Source organism: Photorhabdus akhurstii (assembly GCF_018448925.1).
GTDB classification, from domain to species: domain Bacteria; phylum Pseudomonadota; class Gammaproteobacteria; order Enterobacterales; family Enterobacteriaceae; genus Photorhabdus; species Photorhabdus akhurstii.
In genome coordinates this window covers 1-24,670 of record NZ_RCWE01000021.1, presented here as the reverse complement: position 1 = coordinate 24,670, position 24,670 = coordinate 1, and the positions used below count along the sequence as shown (strand labels likewise).

Annotated in this window: 19 protein-coding genes and 1 pseudogene; 12 read left to right on the top strand and 8 right to left on the bottom strand. The window is 43.0% G+C overall.

The features are described from left to right. Window positions 1-60 precede the first annotated feature (60 nt). From EAE93_RS18135 to dolP, 4 genes are all read left to right on the top strand, one after another. Complete coding sequence (locus EAE93_RS18135) at window positions 61-1,803, top strand: penicillin-binding protein activator (RefSeq protein ID WP_214040255.1); 1,743 nt, start codon at window positions 61-63, stop codon at window positions 1,801-1,803. 78 nt (window positions 1,804-1,881) lie between these two features. After that, the gene (locus tag EAE93_RS18130; RefSeq protein ID WP_036808613.1) at window positions 1,882-2,262 is read left to right on the top strand and encodes a YraN family protein; all 381 of its coding nucleotides are present in this window, start codon (window positions 1,882-1,884) and stop codon (window positions 2,260-2,262) included. Window positions 2,263-2,286: 24 nt separating this feature from the next. Next, the gene (gene diaA / locus EAE93_RS18125; protein WP_036780324.1) at window positions 2,287-2,877 is read left to right on the top strand and encodes a DnaA initiator-associating protein DiaA; all 591 of its coding nucleotides are present in this window, start codon (window positions 2,287-2,289) and stop codon (window positions 2,875-2,877) included. Window positions 2,878-2,887: 10 nt separating this feature from the next. Then, entirely contained in the window at window positions 2,888-3,463 is a 576-nt protein-coding gene (gene dolP, locus EAE93_RS18120) for a division/outer membrane stress-associated lipid-binding lipoprotein (protein WP_036808610.1), read from the top strand. A gap of 133 nt (window positions 3,464-3,596) precedes the next feature. On the opposite strand, the gene mtgA is transcribed toward dolP, so the two are convergent. From mtgA to arcB, 3 genes and pseudogenes are all read right to left on the bottom strand, one after another. Further along, window positions 3,597-4,322 carry a monofunctional biosynthetic peptidoglycan transglycosylase gene (gene mtgA, locus EAE93_RS18115; protein ID WP_214040254.1) on the bottom strand — a complete coding sequence of 242 codons (726 nt, stop codon included), beginning with the start codon at window positions 4,320-4,322 and terminating at the stop codon, window positions 3,597-3,599. A gap of 4 nt (window positions 4,323-4,326) precedes the next feature. Next, entirely contained in the window at window positions 4,327-4,980 is a 654-nt protein-coding gene (gene elbB / locus EAE93_RS18110; protein WP_036780318.1) for an isoprenoid biosynthesis glyoxalase ElbB, read from the bottom strand. A gap of 191 nt (window positions 4,981-5,171) precedes the next feature. Continuing rightward, window positions 5,172-7,563 (bottom strand): annotated as a pseudogene (gene arcB, locus EAE93_RS18105) (aerobic respiration two-component sensor histidine kinase ArcB); the annotation flags it as partial. 746 nt (window positions 7,564-8,309) lie between these two features. Here arcB and gltB point away from each other — a divergent pair. The 3 genes from gltB to EAE93_RS18090 all read left to right on the top strand — a co-directional run bounded on the left by gltB (window position 8,310) and on the right by EAE93_RS18090 (window position 14,940). Continuing rightward, window positions 8,310-12,767, top strand: coding sequence for a glutamate synthase large subunit (gene gltB, locus EAE93_RS18100; RefSeq protein WP_214040253.1), 4,458 nt, complete (start codon window positions 8,310-8,312; stop codon window positions 12,765-12,767). Between the two features lie 9 nt (window positions 12,768-12,776). Further along, on the top strand, window positions 12,777-14,195 hold the full coding sequence (locus EAE93_RS18095; protein WP_040148836.1) for a glutamate synthase small subunit: 1,419 nt from the start codon (window positions 12,777-12,779) through the stop codon (window positions 14,193-14,195). Between the two features lie 238 nt (window positions 14,196-14,433). After that, window positions 14,434-14,940: a hypothetical protein gene (locus EAE93_RS18090; RefSeq protein WP_036780312.1), complete on the top strand. Its 507-nt coding sequence runs from the start codon at window positions 14,434-14,436 to the stop codon at window positions 14,938-14,940. Between the two features lie 48 nt (window positions 14,941-14,988). On the opposite strand, the gene sspB is transcribed toward EAE93_RS18090, so the two are convergent. The 5 genes from sspB to zapE all read right to left on the bottom strand — a co-directional run bounded on the left by sspB (window position 14,989) and on the right by zapE (window position 18,693). Continuing rightward, a complete protein-coding gene (gene sspB, locus EAE93_RS18085; RefSeq protein WP_036808601.1) occupies window positions 14,989-15,504 on the bottom strand; it encodes a ClpXP protease specificity-enhancing factor in 516 nt (171 codons plus the stop codon). Between the two features lie 3 nt (window positions 15,505-15,507). Then, complete coding sequence (gene sspA, locus EAE93_RS18080; protein WP_036780307.1) at window positions 15,508-16,149, bottom strand: stringent starvation protein SspA; 642 nt, start codon at window positions 16,147-16,149, stop codon at window positions 15,508-15,510. Between the two features lie 322 nt (window positions 16,150-16,471). Continuing rightward, window positions 16,472-16,864: a 30S ribosomal protein S9 gene (rpsI, locus tag EAE93_RS18075; protein WP_011148146.1), complete on the bottom strand. Its 393-nt coding sequence runs from the start codon at window positions 16,862-16,864 to the stop codon at window positions 16,472-16,474. Between the two features lie 15 nt (window positions 16,865-16,879). Then, complete coding sequence (gene rplM, locus EAE93_RS18070; RefSeq protein WP_011148147.1) at window positions 16,880-17,308, bottom strand: 50S ribosomal protein L13; 429 nt, start codon at window positions 17,306-17,308, stop codon at window positions 16,880-16,882. 254 nt (window positions 17,309-17,562) lie between these two features. Beyond that, on the bottom strand, window positions 17,563-18,693 hold the full coding sequence (gene zapE, locus EAE93_RS18065; protein ID WP_214040252.1) for a cell division protein ZapE: 1,131 nt from the start codon (window positions 18,691-18,693) through the stop codon (window positions 17,563-17,565). 218 nt (window positions 18,694-18,911) lie between these two features. Here zapE and zapG point away from each other — a divergent pair, with 218 nt between their 5' ends. From zapG to EAE93_RS18040, 5 genes are all read left to right on the top strand, one after another. Further along, a complete protein-coding gene (gene zapG, locus EAE93_RS18060) occupies window positions 18,912-19,316 on the top strand; it encodes a Z-ring associated protein ZapG (protein ID WP_036780302.1) in 405 nt (134 codons plus the stop codon). A 237-nt stretch (window positions 19,317-19,553) separates the two neighbouring features. Beyond that, window positions 19,554-20,930: a serine endoprotease DegQ gene (gene degQ / locus EAE93_RS18055; RefSeq protein WP_036780300.1), complete on the top strand. Its 1,377-nt coding sequence runs from the start codon at window positions 19,554-19,556 to the stop codon at window positions 20,928-20,930. Window positions 20,931-21,048: 118 nt separating this feature from the next. Next, on the top strand, window positions 21,049-21,276 hold the full coding sequence (vapB, locus tag EAE93_RS18050; protein WP_214040251.1) for a type II toxin-antitoxin system VapB family antitoxin: 228 nt from the start codon (window positions 21,049-21,051) through the stop codon (window positions 21,274-21,276). A 1,742-nt stretch (window positions 21,277-23,018) separates the two neighbouring features. After that, the gene (degS, locus tag EAE93_RS18045) at window positions 23,019-24,080 is read left to right on the top strand and encodes an outer membrane-stress sensor serine endopeptidase DegS (RefSeq protein ID WP_036808595.1); all 1,062 of its coding nucleotides are present in this window, start codon (window positions 23,019-23,021) and stop codon (window positions 24,078-24,080) included. 450 nt (window positions 24,081-24,530) lie between these two features. Then, a partial coding sequence (locus EAE93_RS18040; protein WP_214040274.1) for a DcrB-related protein occupies window positions 24,531-24,670 on the top strand: 140 nt, incomplete at its 3' end.

Below are 24,670 nucleotides of genomic sequence, written 5' to 3'. Positions count from 1 at the left end.
TTCATCCGAATGGCCGATTTAAAATTGAGCATCTTTGAAAAAAACATCGCTGGATACAGTATGCTTTCCTCAATTTTTGTGCGTATCAAAACTGGTTTAGTCTGTTCAGCTATGCTGGCAGTTATGATCATCGCAGGATGTACCGCGCCTGACCAACAGGGGCAACCACCTTCGCAAATTCAGGACAAAATCAGTACAGAAATCGCCCGTTATCAATCCATCATTGATGCCGCTCATGGCGAACCTTCTCTTGATGTTATCCGTGCTTATATTGCTCAGGAACCACTTCTGAAAGAGAGTGCGGCTCATCAAAAAAATATTGATGATACCTGGCAAATGCTGACCCGTCTTTCACCACAAGAGCGCCGTGGGTTAGTCATCAACGCTGATGAAAATGTTCTGCAAGGCTGGCTGGACTTACTCAGTGCCTATCAGGATAACAAACAGGACTCTGACAAACTACAGGCGGCTATCCATGACTGGAAAATTCGTTATCCACAAAACCCTGCCGCACTGTCACTCCCAACTCAGTTACAACAGGCAGCCATCCAACAGCAAGATACGAATATCCGTATTGCCCTGTTTCTGCCGTTAAGCGGTCAAGCAAAAGTATTCGGTGAAGCCATTCGCCAAGGTTTTCTTGATGCTCAGGCCGGTTTACCAAGTCCATCACTGCCAATAGAAAACCCGGAAAATTTATCTATGGCAGACAGCGATAGTGCGTCAGATGGCGTGGTTTCTGCCGATATCTCCCCCGGTGAAGTGGTGCCCGTGGAATTAGCAACACCAACTATTCAGACAACCCCTGTCATAGCCAATGCGCCGATTAATACACAACAGGTCAAAATCTATGACACCGCCAGCCAGCCATTGGAAAATTTATTAATTCAGGCTAAGCAGGACGGCGTGAATTTAGTTGTCGGACCGTTACTCAAACCCGATGTGGTTAAACTCGTCCAGATAAATACTTCATTAAATATGCTAGTACTCAACGAGTTAGATAATGCTCAACCACACCCCAATATCTGCTATTTTTCTTTATCGCCAGAAGATGAAGCGAAAAATGCCGCGGAACACATTTGGCAACAGCAGAAACATAATCCTCTGATTTTAGTCCCCAGAGGGACTTTTGGCGACCGTATTGCCAACGCCTTTGCACAGGAATGGCAAAAACAAGGGGGGCATACTGTTCTGCAACAAACCTTTGGCTCTTCCGCCGAACTGAAACAATTAATTAATAGAGGTACGGGCATTCGCCTAACCGGAACAGCCGTCAATGTCACAAGCAATCAACCTGCATCTATCGCCATTGGTGATCTGGAAATCCCTCAGATAAACACCGATGTTGTTCCTGCCTCTACCGGTGGATCAGTGGATGCAGTTTATATTGTTTCTACTCTGGATGAACTGACGCTGATTAAGACAATGATCGATATGGCGATCAGTTCCCGCGATAAGCCTGCCCTTTACGCAAGTTCCCGTAGTAATCAGGCTGGCGTCGGTCCCGATTTCCGTCTGGAGATGGAAGGAATGCAATTCAGCGACATTCCCTTAATCGCCGGAACTAACCTGCCGCTGATGCAGCAAGCAGCAAGTAAATTTGCAAATGATTACTCTTTGATGCGCCTTTACGCTATGGGCATTGATGCCTGGTCATTAGCAAATCAATTCAGCCAGGTTCAACTTCAAAGCGATTTCCATCTCAATGGCGCTTCCGGGATGCTGTCCGTTCAGGAAAACTGTACCATTTTCCGACAGCTCTCATGGATGAAATATCATCAAGGCCAAATCACGGCTATTTAATTAAGTAATTTGCCGCTTGTTACCAAGCGGCCTTTCAATTCAAATGACTCATTGTCAGAATGAAAATAAAAAAGCTGGATGAAAATAAAAAAGCCGACAAGTTATTTGCTAGGACGCAACTATGAAGCGCAAGCAAAGTTGTTTTTACAAAAACAAGGGCTATCTTTTATCGCCGCAAATGTGAAAGTTCGTGGTGGTGAAATTGACCTGATTATGAAAGACAAGCAAACTTGGGTTTTTATTGAGGTCCGTTTCCGCAAATCAGGGCAACATGGAGATGCACTGGCGACCGTCACCCATAGCAAGCGTAAAAAATTATTACACTCAGCCGCAATATGGCTGTTGCAACGGGGTGAATGTTTTGAAACCTCTTCTTGTCGCTTTGATATTTGTGCTATTACTGGTCAACAATTTGAATGGTTGCAAAATGCCTTCAATCAAAATGAGTTCTCTCGTTAAAATGATACTGAGTAGGTTATAAAGGTGCTGGATAGAATTAAAGTCTGTTTTACAGAAAGTATTCAAACTCAGATTGCAGCCGCAGAAGCATTACCTGATGCTATTTCGCGAGCGGCAATGATGATGGTTCAGTCATTACTGAATGGTAACAAAATTCTTTGCTGTGGCAATGGCGGCTCAGCCGCGACCGCCCAACGATTTGCTGCCAATATGATCAACCGGTTTGAGACTGAACGTCCAAGCCTGCCTGCATTGTCGCTTAACGCAGACAATGTGGTCATCACCGCGATTTCAAGCAATAAACAGCATGATGAAATTTATGCTAAACAAGTACGGGCATTAGGTCAGCCAGGCGATGTGTTATTAGCGATTTCCACGCATGGTAATAGCCGTGATATTGTTAAAGCCGTTGAAGCCGCTGTAACCCGCGATATGACGATTGTCGCCCTTACAGGCTACGATGGCGGCGAGCTTGCCGGCTTACTCGGGCCACAAGATGTAGAGATTCGTATTCCATCTCATCGCAGTGCCAGAATTCAAGAAGTTCATATGCTAACAGTTAACTGCTTATGTGACTTAATCGATAATACACTCTTTCCCCATCAGGATGACTAAGGAGCCAATAATGCGATTTTTCTCCCTATTAGCTACGATTTGCACTGCTGTGATGTTACAGGGGTGTATTGGTGCAGTCGTGGTAGGCTCTGCCGCCGTAGCGACTAAAACAGCAACCGATCCCCGAACAGTTGGTCAACAGGTTGATGATAGTACCCTCGAAGCCCGTGTCAGTAATGCGCTTAACAAAGATAAGCAGCTCAAAGAGCAAACCCGTATTATTACCACCGCCTATCAAGGAAAAGTTTTACTGACAGGTCAAAGCCCAGATTCAAACCTTTCAGACCGAGCTAAACAGATAGCATCGCGGGTTGATGGGGCACATACTGTTTACAATGAAATTCGTCAGGGGAAACCCGTTGCATTAAGTACAGCCTCCAAAGATACCTGGATTACAACTAAAGTACGCTCAAAAATCTTGGCTAGTGACTCAGTTAAGTCTTCTAACATAAAAGTCGTTACGGAAAACGGCGAAGTCTTTTTATTAGGCATTCTGACCAAACAAGAAGGTAACGCCGCAGCAAAAATTGCCAGCGAAACTAACGGTGTTAAGCGGGTAACAACTGCATTCACTTATCTGAATTAACCATATTGATTGAAGATGATGACACGATAAATCGGTCAAACATCTAGGTATTAGGCCGCGTCATTTTTTGGCGCCGGCGTTTTACCTCTTTTCATCATCCAACGTCAAACCGAATAACTTCTCTATTCTTCCCTCAATCATTCTGCATTAACCCATTTTTCTCAAGGTAACTCACCCCGCCCAACAACCGCATTTGCCGCAAAATCCATTGTTGACGCTGTAAAACATAAGCCGAAGGTGCGTTAACTTTATAGCGGTGTGGATTAGGCAATACAGCCGCCAGTAAAGCCGCTTCTGATGCCGTCAATTTACTGGCCGATTTATGAAAATAGTGCCTGGATGCCTCTTCAACACCAAAAATTCCATCACCAAATTCTGCTATGTTAAGGTAAACAGTCAGAATTCTACTTTTTGACCATCCTAGTTCAATGACAAAAGTCATCCCGGCTTCCACCCCTTTTCTTAACCAGCTACGCCCATACCACAAAAATAAATTTTTGACCGTTTGCTGAGAAATCGTTGAAGCCCCTCTGAGTCTTCCAGAATTATTTTGGTTACGCGCAAGTACACTTTCGATAGCATCAAAGTCAAATCCCCAATGCTGTGGGAATTTTTGATCTTCCGCAGCAATAACAGCCAATGCGATATTTGGCGATATTTGTCCTTGCCCTACCCAGTCAGAATGAGATACATAAGAAAAATTAACTGATAACCAAGCGCTAATCTGGCGCTCAACCATAACCATAGAAAACGGCACTGGCAAAAATGAAAATGCAACAACAGAAACTATCCATAAGATAGTAACTGAGATTACGATTTTTTTAAGCCAGTACCATAAAAATTGAAAAGGATTTCGCATCCAGTTACTCAGTCATTTCCAATACTTTTCTGACAAGTTTATCAATTCCCACTTCTGCCTGAGAAATAGATTCAGCAAGCATGTAGGCTGGTGTTGTCACAATTTTATTTTCTAAATCAATAACAACATCATTTACCTCACAAACTATATGGACACCTCCCATAGCCTCTACTTGAGCAACCGTTTCAGGATCATTGCCGACCGTTAGTTTCACCGGTTTATTAAGTAATTTTGGCAACATAACAGGCGCAATGCACATAAATCCCATTGGTTTATGTTGCTTATGCATAGCCCTTACCAAACTTAATAAATCTTTATTTATTTCGCAATCAACTGTCTTAACAGCAAAGTCACATAAATTCTTCGCAACACCAAATCCCCCAGGAATTATCAGGGCATCAAATTCATCTGCATTTGCTTGTGATAAAGGCTTAATTTTTCCCCTCGAAATACGGGCAGACTCCTGTAGGATGTTACGTTCTTCCCCTATTTCTTCGCCGTTAATATGATTAATAACATGAAGTTGTGGTGCGTCAGGTGCAAAAAAGCTCGTTTTAACACCTAAACGGTCTAAAGAAAGCATAGTTAATACTGACTCATGAATTTCGCTACCATCGAAGACACCACATCCACTTAAGACAACCGCAACTGATTTCATACCTCACTCCATTTGTAGTAGATTATTGCTTAACCCTTTAGGGGGTTAAACACCAATCTTCATCACAGATTTTAATGAATCTTGTAACAAAAAATCTTATCTTTGCTATGTTGGTACTTGTATGATGTACGGAGAATTCCCCATTTACTCGCCGCAACCAAAGATCTATTAAATAGGCGTGTAAAAAGTTTTCCCTGGTGTTGGCGCAGTATTCGCGCACCCCAACCTCGGTTGGGGTTATTTTTTTTCAGCTTCCGCCAACCATTCTCTTAAAATTTCCGTATCGTTTCTCCATTCTTGCTTTAACTCATCAACCCATTCCTGAACATTATCCCACCATGCTGGTAAATCAGGTGATTGAATCTGCTGAGCCAGTTGCTGTAAATGACGTAATCCAACCGATCCCGCGGCACCTTTTATCTTATGCGCTTCCTCCGTAATGCCTTTCTGGTCTTTAGCTGTCATGTTCGAGTCAAGAACAGACAAGTAACCCGGCATCATCTTTTCAAACACACTCAGACTATCGCTAATCAACTGAGGTCCAACGAGTTCGATGTATTGGTTAAGCATTTCTGTATCAAGCAAATCTTCATTTTTTTTCACCAATCCTGACTCCTCTTCTTCCGGCTGCATATGATGCACAGACTGTTCCCCCCAATATTGTTCAATAATGGCGGTTAACGCATTCACAGAGAGAGGCTTACTCAACACACCATTCATACCCGCATCCAGATACTCTTTTTTGTCTTTTAAGACATTTGCCGTCAGTGCAATCAGTGGGGGCAGATCTTTTTTGGCATATCGCCGACGTAATTCGCGGGCAATATCTAATCCAGTCATATCGGGTAACTGAATATCCAGCAATACCAGATCGAACTCTTCTGGCTCAAACATTTCTAGCGCATCTTTACCATTCATGGCGACTTCTACGCTGTTACCCAATTTCTCCAGTACAGAGCGAGCAACAATCACATTCAGCTCAATATCTTCTACCAATAAGATATGCAAAGCCGGAAGTGGGCAATCTTCTGTATCTTCTTTGGATAGAAGACACTCCTCCATAGCAGGCGCAATGATAGATAGTGTAAATCGAGAACCCTGTCCCGGCTCACTTTCCACCACAATATCCCCTCCCATACTTTGAGCTAAACGCTTGGATACCGCCAATCCAATACCCGTTCCCGTTGCAGGACAACCACCATGACTGCCTTTCACTTGATAATACATCGCAAAAATCTTCTCTTGCTCATCATATGGGATACCAATCCCCGTATCTGTGACTTCAAACAGCAGGCGTTCCCCTTCTTCGTACCAAATCCGAACATTAATCTCCCCTTTTTGCGTAAATTTCACCGCATTGCCAATCAAATTCCACAGAATTTGGCGCAAGCGAGTACCATCCGTCATGATTCTGGCAGGCAATGGCAGTTCTGGACTCATTACAAATTTAATATCTTTCGGCTGTACCAGCAGCCCAGAGAGGTTTTCTAGATCGGATATAAAACCGGTAAAATCAATTGGCTGATTATCAATCTGTACTTTACGCCGTTCAATTTTATCCATTTCAATAATGTCATTGAAAATATTACCAAGCGTGATCGCGCTGACATGAATCGTTTTCAGATAGTTATTTTGTTCAGACGTCAACTCAGTATCCAGCAGAATACGGCTCAAACCAACAATGCCATTTAAAGGCGTACGAAGCTCATGACTAATCGTTGAGATAAAAGTAGTCTTATCCCTACTTGCATTCTCCAAAGCGTCCTGATAGCGCTTACGTTCCGTTATATCGCGCCCAAATCCCATAAGCCCGTGTCTTTTTCCCACCCGATCATAAAAAGGGACTTTCCGAAGCTCAAAACAGGCTTTCCGGCCATCGGGATAAACCAGCCACTGTTCATAAGTGAGCGCAACATTATGACGGAACACTTTTTCATCGGTTTTCATCACTTTGCGAGCAACTTCTTTGTCATAAACATCGTTTGGCGTCAGCCCGACAAGTTGTTTCTGGCTTTTCCCCGTCAGCAACTCCATCGCCCGGTTACAACCAGAAAACTCATTATTTTCATTGCGGTAATAGACCAAATCAGGAGAGGCATCGAGAAAAGATTTCAACAATACCGATTGCTGTTCCAATTCAATCTGCGTCTGCTCACGGTGTTTCATCTCTTCTTTGAGTTTATCCAACAGTATCAGGTGCGCCTGTTCAGCTTTTTCCCTTACAGAGATCTCCTGATTAAGCTTAATAATGTTGTCTTTTAATTGCTGATTAAGTTCCCGATCACGCTGACGCATAACTTCCAACTTTTCAACTAATTTGGATAATCGTTGGCGCGACTCTTCAAGCTGTTCAACAACAACCGAAAGAAAATAGACAGCCCAAGGCGTAATCAACAAACCAAAAAAGATTGAGCGAACTAAATCAATACTTTGCACTCCTCCTTGAAGCAAAAAAGTGACTACCATCTGTACACCCATTGCAAGAACAACCAATGCGGATGCAAGCAGTAATGAAAAGCGCACTAACCCCAATTTCATCATTAAATCAACATAATATTGGGCCAGGCCCCTGAGCAGCTTCATTTCATAAAAACTCCCGTTAAATATGACCATTCCAGATCATACCGTAAAAGACCGGCCACTTCGTTGAAGGAATAACAGAAATTGTTGACCTGGTAAAACAATAGTATTATTTAATAGTTTTAGTTATGACTCACCAAATATTATTCTGGCGTTTTACTCCTGCCGGTCTTTTCGCACAATCCAAATATGAATAAATAATCAAATACATTGATAAAATAAGCATAAAATTCTTTTTTACTCCTTTAACACCCCCAAAAAGATAAAACTTTATTCTTATAAAGAAACAAAAATACATATTAATTCTTTAAAGTTCACATTGTTTAGATTTTAAACCTAATAAATAAAAGTTTAACAGCATATATAAAACAGATATTACACTAATATTAGTGATATAAATCACATTAAAATCCTAACATGATCTATATCACATAACTCCAATATTAAATTTTTTACTTAAAAATTATAATGTTAGCTTTAATTATCACCTATCCTTATCTTATCCCGGCTATATTTGACCTGATTTATATTTCTAGTTAACTTGGAAAGTCACTGGAAATCATCTGTCAGATTCTCATCTGAACCATAATTATGCAGTGAAACAATATCATTTAAGTCACCACCTGTTTATCACAAATAAACAAGTGGTGGTTGATTGAGGGCGCAATTCAGACGCCAGTAAAAATATTAATCTCACAAATGTCTGTGAGTTTCTGTGAGAGTCGGACAGAACCTCGGGAGGTTCATATATGCTGTATAACAAATCTCAAGAAAAGGATAACTGTGGCTTTGGATTGATAGCCCATATTGAAGGGGAGCCAAGCCACAAAGTAGTACGTACCGCTATCCATGCCTTGGCAAGAATGCAACATCGTGGGGCAATCCTGGCAGACGGCAAAACCGGTGATGGTTGTGGTTTATTACTGCAAAAACCTGACCGTTTTTTTCGGATGGTCGCACAGGAGCAAGAGTGGCATTTAGCCCGCAATTACGCCGTCGGAATGCTATTTCTCAGCCAAAATCCTCAGATTGCACAAAACTGCCGGGAAATCGTCGAACAGGAGCTACAAAATGAAACTCTGTCAGTCGTTGGCTGGCGTGAAGTCCCCATCAACAGTGATATTCTGGGCGAAATAGCCCTCTCAAGCCTCCCCCGTATCGAACAGATTTTTGTTAATGCTCCAGCAGGCTGGCGTGCACGTGATTTAGAACGCCGTTTGTTCGTTGCTCGCCGCCGAATAGAAAAACGCATTAACGACAACGATTTTTATATTTGCAGTTTGTCTAATCTGGTGACTATCTATAAAGGGCTGTGCATGGCGGCAGATTTGCCCCGCTTCTATCCCGATCTGGCTGATTTACGTTTGGAATCGGCAATTTGCCTATTCCACCAGCGCTTCTCAACCAATACCGTCCCCCGCTGGCCATTAGCACAACCTTTTCGCTACCTTGCCCATAACGGTGAAATAAACACCATCACCGGTAATCGCCAGTGGGCACGAGCAAGGGCCTATAAATTCAAGACGCCGCTGATTCCCGATCTGCAAACGGCTGCCCCTTTTGTCAACGAAACAGGGTCAGATTCCAGCTCGCTGGATAACATGCTGGAACTGTTTCTCAACGGCGGAATGGATTTAATCCGTGCTATGAGATTGCTGGTTCCTCCCGCATGGCAAAACAATCCTGATATGGATGAAGATCTGCGAGCTTTTTTTGATTTCAACTCCATGCACATGGAGCCGTGGGATGGCCCGGCGGGTATCGTTATGTCAGATGGGCGCTATGCTGCCTGTAATCTGGATCGCAATGGCTTGCGCCCGGCCCGTTATGTTATCACCAAAGATAAGCTGATCACCTGTGCTTCCGAAATCGGCATCTGGGATTATCAACCGGACGAAGTGGTGGAAAAAGGGCGCGTTGGTCCCGGTGAACTTATCGTGATTGATACCCGCCAAGGCCGCATCCTTCATGCAGAAGAAACAGACAATGACTTAAAAAGCCGCCATCCCTATAAAGAATGGATGGATAAAAACGTCAAACGCCTTACTCCATTTGAAGAGCTACTGGAAGATCAAGCTGGTCATCGGGATCTGAACGATCAATCCTTAGCGGTCTATCACAAACAATTTGCCTACAGCAACGAAGAGCTAGATCAAATCATCCGTGTCTTGGGAGAGAATGGTCAGGAAGCAACCGGTTCAATGGGGGATGATACACCGTTTGCCGTCCTTTCCAGCCGTCCACGGATTATTTATGACTATTTCCGCCAGCAATTCGCTCAAGTCACTAATCCGCCAATCGACCCACTACGGGAAGCACATGTTATGTCTCTCACCACCTGCATTGGGCGGGAGATGAACGTATTTTGCGAAGCAGAGGGACAGGCACACCGATTAAGCTTTAAATCCCCTATTCTGCTCTACTCTGATTTTCATCAATTAATCACGCAGCAAAGTCCACACTATCGCGCAGAACGATTAGACTTAACTTTCAATCCACAAGAAACCAATCTGCAAAATGCCCTGTTCGCATTGTGTGACCAGGCAGAACAACTCGCCAGAGATGGCGCCGTATTGTTGGTATTATCTGACCGCAACATTACGCCGGAGAAGTTACCCATACCAACGCCTATGGCTGTTGGCGCGATTCAACACCGCTTGGTAGAAAAAAACCTGCGCTGTGATACCAACCTGATAGTAGAAACAGCGAGTGCCCGTGATCCACACCATTTCACTGTACTACTGGGATTTGGCGCCACAGCGATTTATCCCTATCTGGCTTATGAATCACTGGCCAAAATGGTCGATAATGGCACAATTAATAAACCCTATGCTGATGTCATGCTTAACTACCGCAATGGTATCAATAAAGGGTTATATAAAATCATGTCGAAAATGGGCATCTCGACTATCGCCTCCTATCGCTGTTCTAAACTATTTGAAGCTGTCGGCTTACATTCCGAATTAACTGAATTTTGCTTCAACGGCGTCGTCAGCCGAATTGGCGGTGCTAATTTCAGCGATTTCGAGCAGGATCTGAGAAACTTATCCAAACGCGCATGGCTTGCCCGTCAACCACTCGATCAGGGGGGATTGCTGAAATATGTTCATAACGGCGAATACCACGCTTATAACCCGGATGTTGTAAGCACTTTACAGGCTGCGGTTCATAGTGGCGAATATCACGATTACTTGAAATATTCTCGTCTGGTTAATCAACGCCCAATTACCACCATCCGTGATTTACTGGCGATAAAAACAAAAGCTGAACCTCTACCTATTGAAGAAGTAGAACCTGCCGAAGAGCTGTTTAAACGCTTTGATACCGCAGCGATGTCGATTGGAGCATTAAGCCCCGAAGCACACGAAGCTCTGGCCGAAGCCATGAATACGCTAGGCGGTTTTTCCAACTCCGGCGAAGGTGGAGAAGACCCCGCACGTTATGGAACAAAAAAGGTTTCCCGTATCAAACAAGTTGCTTCCGGTCGATTCGGTGTAACACCAGCTTATCTGGTCAACGCCGATGTGATTCAGATTAAAGTCGCGCAAGGCGCTAAGCCCGGAGAAGGTGGGCAATTACCAGGTGATAAGGTAACACCGTATATTGCAAAACTGCGTTATTCCGTGCCCGGCGTAACACTTATTTCTCCACCACCACATCACGATATTTACTCTATTGAAGATTTAGCTCAGTTGATTTTCGATCTAAAACAGATCAACCCCAATGCGCTGATCTCAGTAAAACTGGTTTCAGAACCCGGCGTTGGTACTGTTGCCACTGGCGTTGCCAAAGCTTATGCCGATTTAATTACTATTGCAGGTTATGACGGCGGTACCGGCGCCAGTCCATTGTCATCGGTGAAGTATGCCGGATGCCCTTGGGAATTGGGGCTGGTGGAAACCCAACAAGCGCTAGTTGCTAACGGGTTACGCCATAAGATCCGCTTACAAGTTGACGGCGGGTTGAAAACCGGCGTAGATATTATCAAAGCGGCCATTCTTGGCGCTGAAAGTTTCGGTTTCGGCACCGGACCGATGGTTGCCCTTGGGTGCAAATATCTGCGTATTTGCCATCTCAATAACTGTGCAACCGGGGTTGCCACTCAGGATGAGAAATTACGTCGCGACCACTACCACGGATTGCCTGAGCGGGTAATGAATTATTTCCGCTTTATCGCCCATGAAACCAGAGAGATCATGGCTGCATTGGGTGTCAAAAAGCTAACTGATTTAATCGGCCGAACTGACCTGCTTGAAGTATTAGAAGGTATTTCAGCAAAACAGAGCAAACTCAATCTTGATCCGCTCCTGGCAACCGCAGAACCCCATCAAGGCAAAACATTATATTGCACCGAAAACAATCCACCATTCGATAATGGGACTCTGAATAAAAATTTACTGGCTCAAGCTTCCAGCTATATTGAGAACCAGCAAAGTAAAACTTTCTATTTCGATATCCGTAATACTGATCGTTCAGTGGGCGCTTCCCTTTCCGGTTTTATCGCTGCTCGACATGGTAATCAGGGGATCGCTGCGGCGCCAATAAAAATTCATTTCAACGGTACTGCCGGTCAAAGTTTTGGTGTCTGGAACGCCGGCGGTCTGGAGCTAACACTTATCGGTGATGCCAACGATTATGTCGGTAAAGGTATGGCTGGCGGCCACATTGTCATACACCCGCCGGTGGGTTCTGCCTTCAAAAGCCATCAGGCAACCATCATCGGCAACACATGTCTCTACGGAGCAACCGGAGGCAAACTGTTTGCTGCCGGGCGGGCAGGAGAACGCTTCGCTGTTCGTAATTCAGGAGCGATTACGGTTGTAGAAGGTATAGGAGATAATGGCTGTGAATATATGACAGGAGGTATCGTCTGTATTCTCGGACGCACTGGAATAAATTTTGGTGCCGGAATGACTGGCGGCTTTGCTTATGTCCTGGATGAAAATGATGATTTCCGCAAACGGGTTAACCCAGAGTTAGTCGAAGTACTGGCAGTAGCTACCTTAGCTATCCACGAAGAACACTTGAGAGGACTTATCACTGAGCACGTCCTCCTGACCGGCTCTCAGCGCGGTGAAGATATTCTTGCTAACTGGCAACAGTGGCTGAGTAAATTCGCGCTTGTGAAACCCAAATCCAGTGATGTGAAAGCCCTACTGGGACATCGCAGTCGTTCTTCCGCAGAATTGCGAATTCAAGCGCAATAAGGAGCCAAGATGAGCCAGAATGTATATCAGTTTATCGACTTACAACGCGTCGATCCGCCTAAAAAACCGCTGAAAATCCGCAAAATAGAATTTGTGGAAATCTACGAGCCATTTTCAGCAATTCAGGCACAGACACAGGCCGATCGCTGCCTTTCTTGCGGTAACCCTTATTGCGAATGGAAATGCCCCGTTCATAACTACATTCCCAATTGGCTTAAACTTGCCAATGAAGGACGTATTATGGAAGCGGCTGATCTATCCCACCAAACAAACAGCCTGCCGGAAGTTTGTGGTCGTGTTTGCCCACAAGATCGCCTTTGTGAAGGCGCCTGTACTCTGAATGATGAGTTCGGCGCCGTGACGATTGGTAATATTGAACGCTATATCAATGACAAAGCGATTGCTATGGGCTGGAAGCCCGATATGTCACAAGTTCAGCCGACGGGCAAACAGGTTGCGATTATTGGCGCAGGCCCTGCGGGGCTAGCTTGTGCTGATGTATTAACCCGTAATGGCGTACAAGCCGTTGTTTTTGATCGTCACCCGGAAATCGGTGGATTACTCACCTTTGGCATACCGGCGTTTAAACTGGAAAAAGAGGTCATGATACGCCGCCGTGAAATTTTCTCTGAGATGGGAATTAAATTCCGGCTCAATACTGAAATAGGCAAAGACATTGCCTTATCTGAACTGACTGAGCAGTTTGATGCAGTATTCCTTGGTGTAGGAACCTATCAGTCAATGCGTGGAGGGCTGGCAAATGAAGATGCTGATGGTGTTTATGAGGCTCTGCCATTTCTGACTGCCAATACCCGGCATTTGATGGGTTATCCCGCCCTGCAATCGCAACCTTTTATTAATATGCAAGGTAAGCGAGTCGTGGTGCTTGGCGGCGGTGATACTGCAATGGATTGTGTCAGAACCTCGATTCGCCAAAAAGCGGCTTCAGTTACTTGTGCTTATCGTCGTGACGAAATCAACATGCCAGGCTCCCAGCGTGAAGTCAAAAATGCCAAGGAAGAAGGCGTAGAGTTTCTGTTTAATCTGCAACCAGTCAGTATCGAAATCAACCATTCAGGTCAAGTTTGTGGCATAAAAATGGTACGGACTCAATTAGGTCAACCTGATGAGAATGGACGCCGCCAAGCTGAAATTATCGCAGGTTCAGAACACCTGCTTAAGGCCGATGCAGTGATCATGGCATTCGGCTTTAAACCACATACCATGAACTGGCTAAATGATCATCAAGTAACCTTGGATAAACAGGGACGCATTGTCGCACCAGAGAGTTCAGACATTCCCTTTCAAACCAGCAATCCGCAGATATTTGCTGGTGGAGATGCTGTCCGTGGCTCTGATCTCGTTGTAACCGCAATTGCCGAGGGGCGTAAAGCCGCGCAAGGCATTCTTGATTATCTAAACATTTAATCAACCAAGGGAGCTTTTCAGCTCCCGTCTCTTTCTATTACCAATTCAATAAATTATATTAATTGAATTACCCTTACACAAAAAAGTAAGTAGATTTAATGAACATTTCAAACTTATTACTGTCATAGATAATATTTTAGAATATTATTTCTTATCAATGTGGAATTTAAATAAAATATTCTAACCAATAGGGCTAAACTCTACGATATTTACTTAACTACAAACACTGGAAACATTAATGAAGCTAATAAAAATCCTGATTTTGTTGTCTCCAACTCTGTTTATCAGTCAAACGGCTCTTGCTTTATCACATCCCTTAACACCTGAAAATATTACTAAAGAAATCATAAACAGAGGTACCAACTCTGTAGTGGCAGAATTAGGAGAAATGGGAGCCAGGCAAGAAATCACTCACAAAATTACGACTGGTGACCGTAAATGGATAAAACTGGCTTTCAAATTAACGCAAAGCATGCACCAGGATTTTGCCAAAGAGATACGCTACGCATTATCCCTGGCATTAATTAATAATCCTGTTGAGGTCCTTGCTAACGCAGATAAAGAAAACAATCTATCACTGGCTGATATCTGCACAATCCCACCAGAACTGGGAACCAGAGAGAATAAAATAGAGTTTATAGATAAGGTCAAAAAGAGTTTAGGTGCCATCACTGATAGCAAAGCTAAAGACAGAGCTAATGATTGTTTCTGGGAGTTAGAAAAAGCCTACAATACAGAATTCTAATTAATAAATTTAAAAAAATAAGGAGGCGAATCGCCCCCTCTTCTAAGCTTATTTAACTACCCGTAAAGCAGGGCGCCCTCTCGTTGGCTTTGGTGGCTCATCATCAGGTGAAGTTCCACTATTATCTTCGGCATCACTCAGTGTATCCGTAACTAATACCAGATTATCTGTCGCAGATGCAGAGGTACCCGCTTTATCCTGATCTGAAGCAGATTTAAAAAGATATTCATCTTTATAAGCTGCTTCAGGCTCAAACATCATTCCCGCCCCATTTTCACGGCCATAAATCGCTATAACTGCCGCCATCGGTACATTAACCCGACGGGGAACACCACCAAAACGGGCATTGAAGCGTACTTCATCATTGGTTAACTCAAGATTACCAACAGCTCTCGGCGCTATATTCAACACAATTTGCCCATCGCGGGCATATTCCATTGGTACATTAACTCCACGTAAAGTCACGTCTATAACCAGATGCGGAGTCATATTATTATCGAGCAACCACTCGTAGTGAGCACGCAACAAATAAGGACGACGGGGAGACATTTGAGACAGCTCCATAAATCAGCTCCTGGATTGCAAGCGCATTTCACGTTCAGCTTCGGTTAACGAAGCCAAGAATGCATCACGCTCAAAGACACGCTGCATGTAAATTTGTAAATCTTTAGTGCCAGAACTCGGTAACTCTATACCCAATACCGGTAAACGCCATAGTAAAGGAGCAAGATAACAATCAACCAAACTGAATTCTTCGCTCATAAAGAATGGCATCTCTTTAAATATTGGCGCCACTGCTAGCAACTCTTCTGCTAATCTTTTACGGGCAGTATTGGCTTCTTGAGAATTGCCTTCTTCAATCGTATGCATCAGGGAGTACCAGTCTTTTTCGATGCGGTGCATCATCAAACGGCTGGAACCACGGGCAACTGGATACACTGGCATTAATGGCGGATGAGGAAAACGTTCATCCAGATATTCCATAATGATGCGGGAATCATATAGCGCCAGCTCACGATCAACCAAAGTCGGAACTGTCTGATAAGGGTTCAGATCGATGAGGTCCTGTGGCAGGTTACCTGCCTCAACCTGTTCAACTTCAACGCTGACACCTTTTTCCGCCAATACAATTCGCACTTGATGGCTAAAAATGTCGGCCGGGCCTGAAAACAGAGTCATTACCGAACGTTTGTTGGCAGCGACAGCCATGAAAACCTCCAAGTTTATCTAAAAAAGGAATGAATAGCCCCACACGACCACGACTATTCTTACTCATTCATTCTCACCCTTTATGTTTCTGCGCCGCAACGGTGAATACGGAATGCGCTACTCAACACAATTATTATCCAGCGCAATTACTATCCAACACAATTACCATCGTTCAGATAATAGGCAGACAAATGGATGAGGCAAAAATTGGCACTAGTTTACCAGATTTTGTACATTTTGGGGGAAGTGTATGGATAATTAAGTAAAAAACCCGCCACAAAGACGGGTTTGCACATTAAATAATTGCCATAAAGACAAAAAATTAACGCTTGGAGAACTGTGGACGACGACGTGCTTTACGCAGACCAACTTTCTTACGTTCAACTTCACGAGCATCGCGGGTAACGAAGCCAGCTTTACGAAGATCAGAACGCAGAGTTTCGTCATACGCCATCAGTGCGCGGGTGATACCGTGACGGATTGCACCTGCTTGACCAGAAATACCACCACCTTTAACGGTGATGTACAGATCCAGTTTACCCAACATATCAACCAACTCCAGCGGCTGACGAACAACCATGCGCGCTGTTTCACGGCCGAAGTAAACTTCAAGGCTGCGTTTGTTGATGACGATGTTACCGCTACCTGGCTTAATAAAGACACGTGCGGAAGAGCTTTTGCGGCGACCAGTGCCGTAGTATTGATTTTCAGCCATTGCCTATAATCCCGATTAAATGTCCAGAACTTGCGGTTGCTGTGCCGCATGGTTGTGCTCGCTACCGGCGTAAACTTTCAGTTTACGGTACATTGCACGGCCCAGTGGCCCTTTTGGCAGCATGCCTTTAACCGCGATTTCAATTACACGCTCAGGACGGCGAGCAATCATCTCTTCAAAGGTCGCTTGCTTGATACCACCGATATGACCGGTGTGGTGATAGTAGATTTTATCAGAACGCTTGTTGCCGGTGACTGCAACTTTTTCTGCATTAACGATGATGATGTAATCACCGGTATCAACATGCGGAGTGTATTCCGCTTTATGCTTGCCGCGCAGGCGACGAGCCACTTCAGTTGCAAGACGGCCCAAAGTTTTGCCATCTGCGTCAACAACATACCAGTCGCGTTTTACGGTTTCTGGTTTAGCTGTAAAAGTTTTCATTAAAGCTTACCCAATAATAAGTTACACGTTGGTGAACACTCAAGGTTCAGAAACTTGCTGAGGTTCACACGACTCTTGTCCAGCAAACCTACCCCTTCGAATAGCCTATGCCGGCACTATTGCAAGTTTTTGGGAAAAAAAACATTGCTGTAACGTGGGGTCGCAAGATTATAGAGAAGTCAAAAATAAAAATCGACCCCAATTTGAATATTTAAAATCAGTTTTGAATCTGAAATATACGGGTAAACATAAAATTAAGGTAAATGAGGTAATTTCAGATACTCTTCGCTTTGCATCTCTTGCAAACGAGATAAGCAACGCTGGTATTCGAAAGTCAACAACACCCCTTGGTAAATTTGCTCCATCGGCACCGCCGCATTAATGATAAGTTTTACCCGGCGTTCGTAAAATTCATCAACCAGCGCTAGAAAACGGCGAGCGGCATTTTCATTACCCGGCATTATCGCTGGAACCTGATATAACAAAACAGTGTGATAAAGTTTTGCTAAAACAATATAATCCATCTGACTACGCGCATCTTCGCACAAAACTTTAAATCCAATTGCCAATACACCATCAGCGTTACGAATCGCCGGCATCTGCCGATGGTTAATTTCCAACACCGAAGCTTGTTCACTGCTGTTACCGGCCAAAAGAATAAACATTCGATCCATCGCTCGTTCATTATCTTCATTCAGCGGTGCGAAATAGAGATGAGCTTGCGTCAATGTGCGCAACCGATAGTCAATACCCGAATCCACATTCATAACGTCACAATATTTTTTGATCTGCTCAATAGCAGGCAAAAAACGAGCTCGCTGTAAGCCATTGCGATAGAGTTCATCAGGAGGAATATTGGACGTTGCAATCAAGGTAATTCCCCTGACAAACAGCGCCTCCAACAATGTACCGAGAATCATGGCATCGGTAATATCGGAAACGAAAAACTCATCAAAGCAAAGCACATCGGTTTCCGCTTTAAAACCATCCGCCACAATATCCAGCGGATTTTCATGCCCTTGCAATGCCTTTAACTCTTCATGCACTCGCAGCATAAAACGATGGAAATGCAAACGTAATTTTCTTTCACTGGGTAAACTTTGGTAAAACATATCCATTAACCAAGTTTTCCCTCTACCAACGCCTCCCCACATATAAAGCCCTTGAACAGGTCTACAGATCATTGAAGTCGGCTTGCCTAACAGTTTACTCAGACGACCTTTCAAGCTTTGGCGTTTCACGGGACGGCCGGGAGAAGCATTAATCAGAGCATGATGAATGGTATCCAATTGAGCAACGACTTGACGCTGAACCTCATCTGGTTGGTATTTACCCTCGGAAAGGGCTTTTTGATAGTATGATGAAGGGGTAATCAATGATGGCATGACAATAACAATCCTTAAAATAATCGCCCATTTTTTATCGTTTTTATGATTCAGATTGACCTTATTACCGGATCAATTGTCTACAATAAGGTTCAGAATAAGGTCTACAAACAAATGTAAATCATGATCAATATTCCACTCTAACTAGATTAACGGTTATAGTGACGATAATTAAGTGAAACATTCTGCGGAACAACGATGTTGATGAAGGAGTAGCTATGACTTGGGAGTATGCACTGATTGGATTGGTAGTTGGTTTTGTTATCGGAGCGCTAGTTATGCGTTTTGGTAACGCTAAGCTGCGCCAGCAGAAAGCCTTACAAACCGAACTGGAGAATAATAAATCAGAACTGGAAGAGTACCGTAAAGAATTAGTTGGTCATTTTGCCCGCAGTGCAGAATTACTCGACAATATGGCTCGCGATTATCGTCAGTTATATCAGCATATGGCTAAAAGCTCTCATGAACTGATGCCGAATATGCCAGTACAAGACAACCCATTTAATTATCGATTGACTGAATCAGAAGCGGATAATGATCAAGCTCCGGTTAAGATGCCACCAAAGGATTATTCCGACGGCGCTTCCGGCCTGTTTCGTCCGATGAACGAAAAAAACCAGTAAAAATTTTTGCTGTGGCATGTTCGTGCCACAGCATTAATTCAAATGTAAAATCTATTATCTACCTGCAAGTTTTGTCTTTTTGTTTCTCAATCATGTAAATACCTGTAAAGAATCATGCTAAATCTGTTTGCCCGATGAACTTTATTTAATAATTAACAGTCATAGAATAATCATGGCTGCTTGCCGGAATTAACTTCATTGGCCTTCTGGCTTAGGTATACAAGAGAACAAAATTAGATGAAAAGAAAACACTTACTCCTTAGTGCGTTAGCAATCAGTATCGGACTGTCTACAATTTCGATCCCGACTATCAGTAGCGCTGCTTTACCTGCTGCTATTGCCGGTCAGACGTTACCAAGCCTTGCACCGATGCTTGAAAAAGTCCTGCCAGCCGTTGTCAGTGTGCATGTTTCCGGTACGCAAGTACAACAGGAACAGAGCATACCCGAAGAATTCAGATTCTTCTTTGGTCCAAATCTACCAATGGGCCGTGAAAGTACCCGCCCATTCCAAGGGCTTGGCTCAGGCGTCATTATTGATGCCGCCAAAGGTTATATATTAACCAACAATCACGTTATCGAGAATGCAGATAAAATCCGTGTCCAACTAAATGATGGACGTGAATATGAAGCCAGATTGTTAGGCCGCGATCCTCAGACGGATATCGCCCTGCTGCAACTGAAAGATGCTAAGAATTTAACTGCCATTACTATGGCCGATTCCGATAAGCTCCGAGTTGGTGATTTTGCTGTTGCGGTTGGTAATCCATTCGGCCTTGGTCAAACTGCAACTTCCGGCATTATCTCTGCGTTAGGGCGTAGTGGTCTGAACCTTGAAGGGTTAGAAAACTTCATCCAAACGGATGCATCTATTAACCGTGGCAACTCCGGTGGCGCACTGGTTAATTTGAATGGTGAATTAATCGGTATCAATACCGCTATTCTGGCCCCAGGCGGCGGTAACATCGGTATCGGCTTTGCAATCCCAAGTAATATGGCAAAAACCTTGAGTGAGCAACTTATCGCTCATGGCGAAGTCAAACGCGGTATTCTTGGTATTAAAGGCATGGAAATGAATTCCGATATCGCCAAAGCATTCAATATCGATGCCCAGCGCGGAGCATTTGTCAGTGAAGTATTACCAAAATCCGCAGCCGCGAAAGCAGGTATTAAATCCGGCGACATTCTTGTTTCCGTTGATGGTAAGAAGATTAGTAGCTTTGCTGAGCTGAAAGCCAAAATCGGCACAACGATACCAGGTAAAGAAATTAAAATTGGCTTATTGCGTAAAGGTAAACCAATGGAGGTTTCTGTTACGCTGGAAAACAGTGAAGGTCAAACAACCAAAGCCGGAAATCTGACCCTTGCCCTGCAAGGTGCAACCCTGAGCAATGGCGAAGTGAAAGGGACTTACGGTGTGAAAATAGATAGTGTCGCTCAAAACTCACCGGCGGCATTATCTGGCTTACAGAAAAATGACCTGATTGTTGGGATCAATAATGAACGGATACAGAATATTAACGAACTGCGCAAAGTTATTGATTCTAAACCGCCAGTTATAGCGCTGAACATTCTTCGCGGCGAAGAGAGTATCTATTTGTTACTGAGAAATTAATATTTTTAGTAAAAATCGATCTAATTCCATTTAAGACACAGCGTAACGCTGTGTCTTAAAGTCGTTGATATCCCTCGCGACGGGTGAGTTTGTAAATAGTTTTTCTGGAGGACTCAATATGAGAGCCGTAGTCGTATTTAAAAACGGCAATAACCGAGCTGTATGTTTACCTCACGACCTCGATTTCGAGGGAGTGAACGAATTGGAGATTATTCGTGAAGGCGATATCATTATTCTGCGACCGATTAAACCCAGTTGGAATTCCTTTTTACCACAAGAAAAAGCTAACTCTGACTTTTTAACCGAACGGCTGGATATTGTGGAAAAAGAACGCGTTAAGTTATGAAAAAATATAAGCCATTGTTTTAACCTCTGATTTTAATTGGCATCAGGTTTTAATCGTTGTTTTTACCACTTTTAATACCTGATTTTTATTAAGTTTAATCATCATGGCATATCGTATTTTACATTTAACCAACGTTAATTATACCCGCTTTTTATCTTTGCTGAGGCTGTTTACTCTCAATCCAGAGATGTTTATATAGACTATCACCCTTTATTTTTCACATAAATTAGGCCAGTAAACAGCCTGATAATATTAAAGACACCCCTTTATATTTTCTCTGATAATCAACTCTCTTTTTAGAAGTTAAATCCTACCACATTAACCGTTTTATACTTCTTTTTATTGCGTTATGTTTATAACTTGCTCAGTAAAATAACGGTGAGAAAATATTTTAATATCAACATGCCGAATAACATTATTTTACCTGCTGATTTCTTTTCAACTCTCTGTTAATGGTTAATAGACTTTTATTACAATCAATTAACTGTCCTTATAAAAAGGTATCTATTGAGTTAAATCCTTATATAAATCTTTAATCTCTCTGTATACTCACTTTTAAATCATCATAGCAAGGAATAAACCTTTTTTATTTATGCCGTCCCTTTTAAAAATCTGGCATTAATGGGATACCTGCTTTTTTAATCCTCAGATGAATTAATTACCGATAAAAAAGCGCTTATGATCGCTAAAAGCGGGAAATACACGTAAAAAGAGAAAGTTAACCATGTTAAAAGAGATGGAGTCGTTAAAACAACTCTCATTCCCGGGGCTTTCCTATTTTTTAAAGCAAAAGAGGGGGTTCATTGAGCAGTTTTTATAAACCTTATGTTTTTTCGTTTCCTGATACGCATTTAACCTCCCCATTTTTCATTAAACTGATGTTTAAGTTTTCCCTTTTTCCTATATTTAATTTTTTAACTTTAAAACCAGAGCAGATAACCGATATGCTAATAATATTTAAACTCAATACCTGATTATTTCATCATGTTTAATACGGCTAATCTAATCAATCTAAAGGTTTATCGATTTTCTCTGTTTTCGTAAACCCCTTACAGCCCATATAAAACCGCTTATTTAAACACATTAGCTTAACTCGTAAATCCTGTTAAATATTTTCATTCTTATCATTGGATTAACGCTATCACTTTGTTAATCAATTCAAGACCGGTTTTTCCTGATGTTTTCTCTTCCAATGTTAATATAGCAGTGAATTTTTTACCCGTTTAAAAAAAACCTTAATCACTTATTTTCACCGTTAATGATTAAAATTTTTACCTGTTTTTTCATAACACACTGACTATTTTTTCCAGATTTTAAAACGACACTGGCAGACCATAAACGGCTTTTTAACGACTGTTTTATCATATGCAGATAAAGCGTACCTCATCTTACCTGAATGAGTGAAAATTTCTGACACGCCTTGCATTCAAACAATATGAAAAACGGTACTCCACATGATTTAATCTGAGTGAATCTCAACATGGCGAAGTCAATAAAAAAACACTAAAACGAAAAATTAAAAACAGCGTTAAAACCCGGCGGGTTGTAGCAAAATACGATAAAAAAGAGTTTAATACCCATGAAAACTGTCAGTACAAATTTTTTCGTTTTATTATTAATAAAAACTCAATGGTGATAATCGAAGCGCTCAAAGTCAGCAATCCGAGATACAGCATAATGCAGTATCTGTTAATTTCTATGTTATCCTGCCATGACTCATTAACTCACACTGAATAATACCCATGATTGCCAAGTTGCTGCGCTCTGCTTTTTTAGGATTACTTGTAGCTGTAATTTTACTGATTACCATTCCATCACTGCGCCCTAGCGGGCTGATGTCTGCAATTACCAGCAACAGTAATGACGAAGCTCCATTCAGCTTTAATAAAGGTGTCCGCAGGGCAGCGCCCGCCGTAGTCAACGTCTACAGCAGCAACATGGGGAGTTTTTCTCATCAAGGCCGGGAAAACCATACCCTTGGTTCCGGCGTCATCATGAGTGATAAAGGCTACATCCTTACCAATAAACACGTCATTAATAATGCAGGACAAATTATTGTTGCACTGCAAGACGGCCATTTTTATGAAGCCTTGGTCATAGGCTCTGACAGCTTAACGGATCTTGCCGTCCTGAAAATTGATGCTGAAAACCTGCCTGTCATAACGATTAATCCAAATAGAGTAGCCCATGTGGGAGATGTCGTTCTCGCCATTGGTAACCCTTATAATTTGGGGCAAACCATTACCCAAGGGATTATTAGCGCTACCGGTCGCGTTGGATTAAGCCCTACCCGCCGTCAAAACTTTCTCCAGACTGATGCTTCCATTAATCAGGGTAACTCCGGCGGCGCACTGATTAACACCCTTGGCGAGCTAGTAGGTATCAATACATTATCATTCGATAAAAGTGAAAATGGTGAAACGCCAGAAGGGTTGGGGTTCGCTATTCCGACTGAACTCGCTACTAAGATTATGCAGAAACTTATCCGTGACGGACGAGTTATCCGGGGTTTTATCGGCATAACATCGCAAGAGCTGCCACATATTCGCTCTTCTAACGGCAATATTAACCAGCTTCAAGGGCTACGAGTATTTCAGGTAACTACAAACGGGCCTGCGCAAAAAGCCGGTATTAAAGTGGGTGATATCATTACCAGCGTCAATAACAAACCCGCTATTTCTGCGGTTGAAACAATGGATCAAGTGGCTGAAATACGCCCCGGCAGCGTGGTTCCTGTCACTTTATTGCGCAATGGGAAAATATTATCGCTGCAAGTGACCATTGAAGAATTTGATGAATATTAATTAACCTGAGCTTCACTTAAATCGGATTTTTGGTGAACGTAGCGGGTTAAAGGATTTGCGATTTATGTCACATTTATTAAGTTAATCAAATATTCATCACCCAAACAGACGGGACAACATAAGTTTTTTGTTATATGTTTTTGACTGGATATTAAACACATAAAACGACTGATGAGCTATCTTCACGATGCTCTTAAGCCGCAATGGAATATCCCCGACGTTGCCTGTTCATACAGGTTATCAATAAGACTGTCAGCCACAGACTGCCAGCGCTTTCATCGTTCTGACATAACTTGCCCGAGGCGCTTTAACCTTTGGGGCAGCTTATGAGCTGCTCCCCTGACCTGATAATACGTTCAGTTAACCTTGTTATCTGATTGTTATTATCTGACCACGCCAGGTAAGTTCACTGGAACATGACAACCTGTTTCAATCAACAACGGAAAAAACATGGAAAACACCCCCTATCAAATGAATGAAGGCTCACTGACTATCCCGGGCAACTGGCGGGATGAATCCATGAATGTCTTTGTGCTGCCGGACGACAGCGGCATCAATCTGGTGGTCAGCCGCACCCCGGTCCCCGCCGG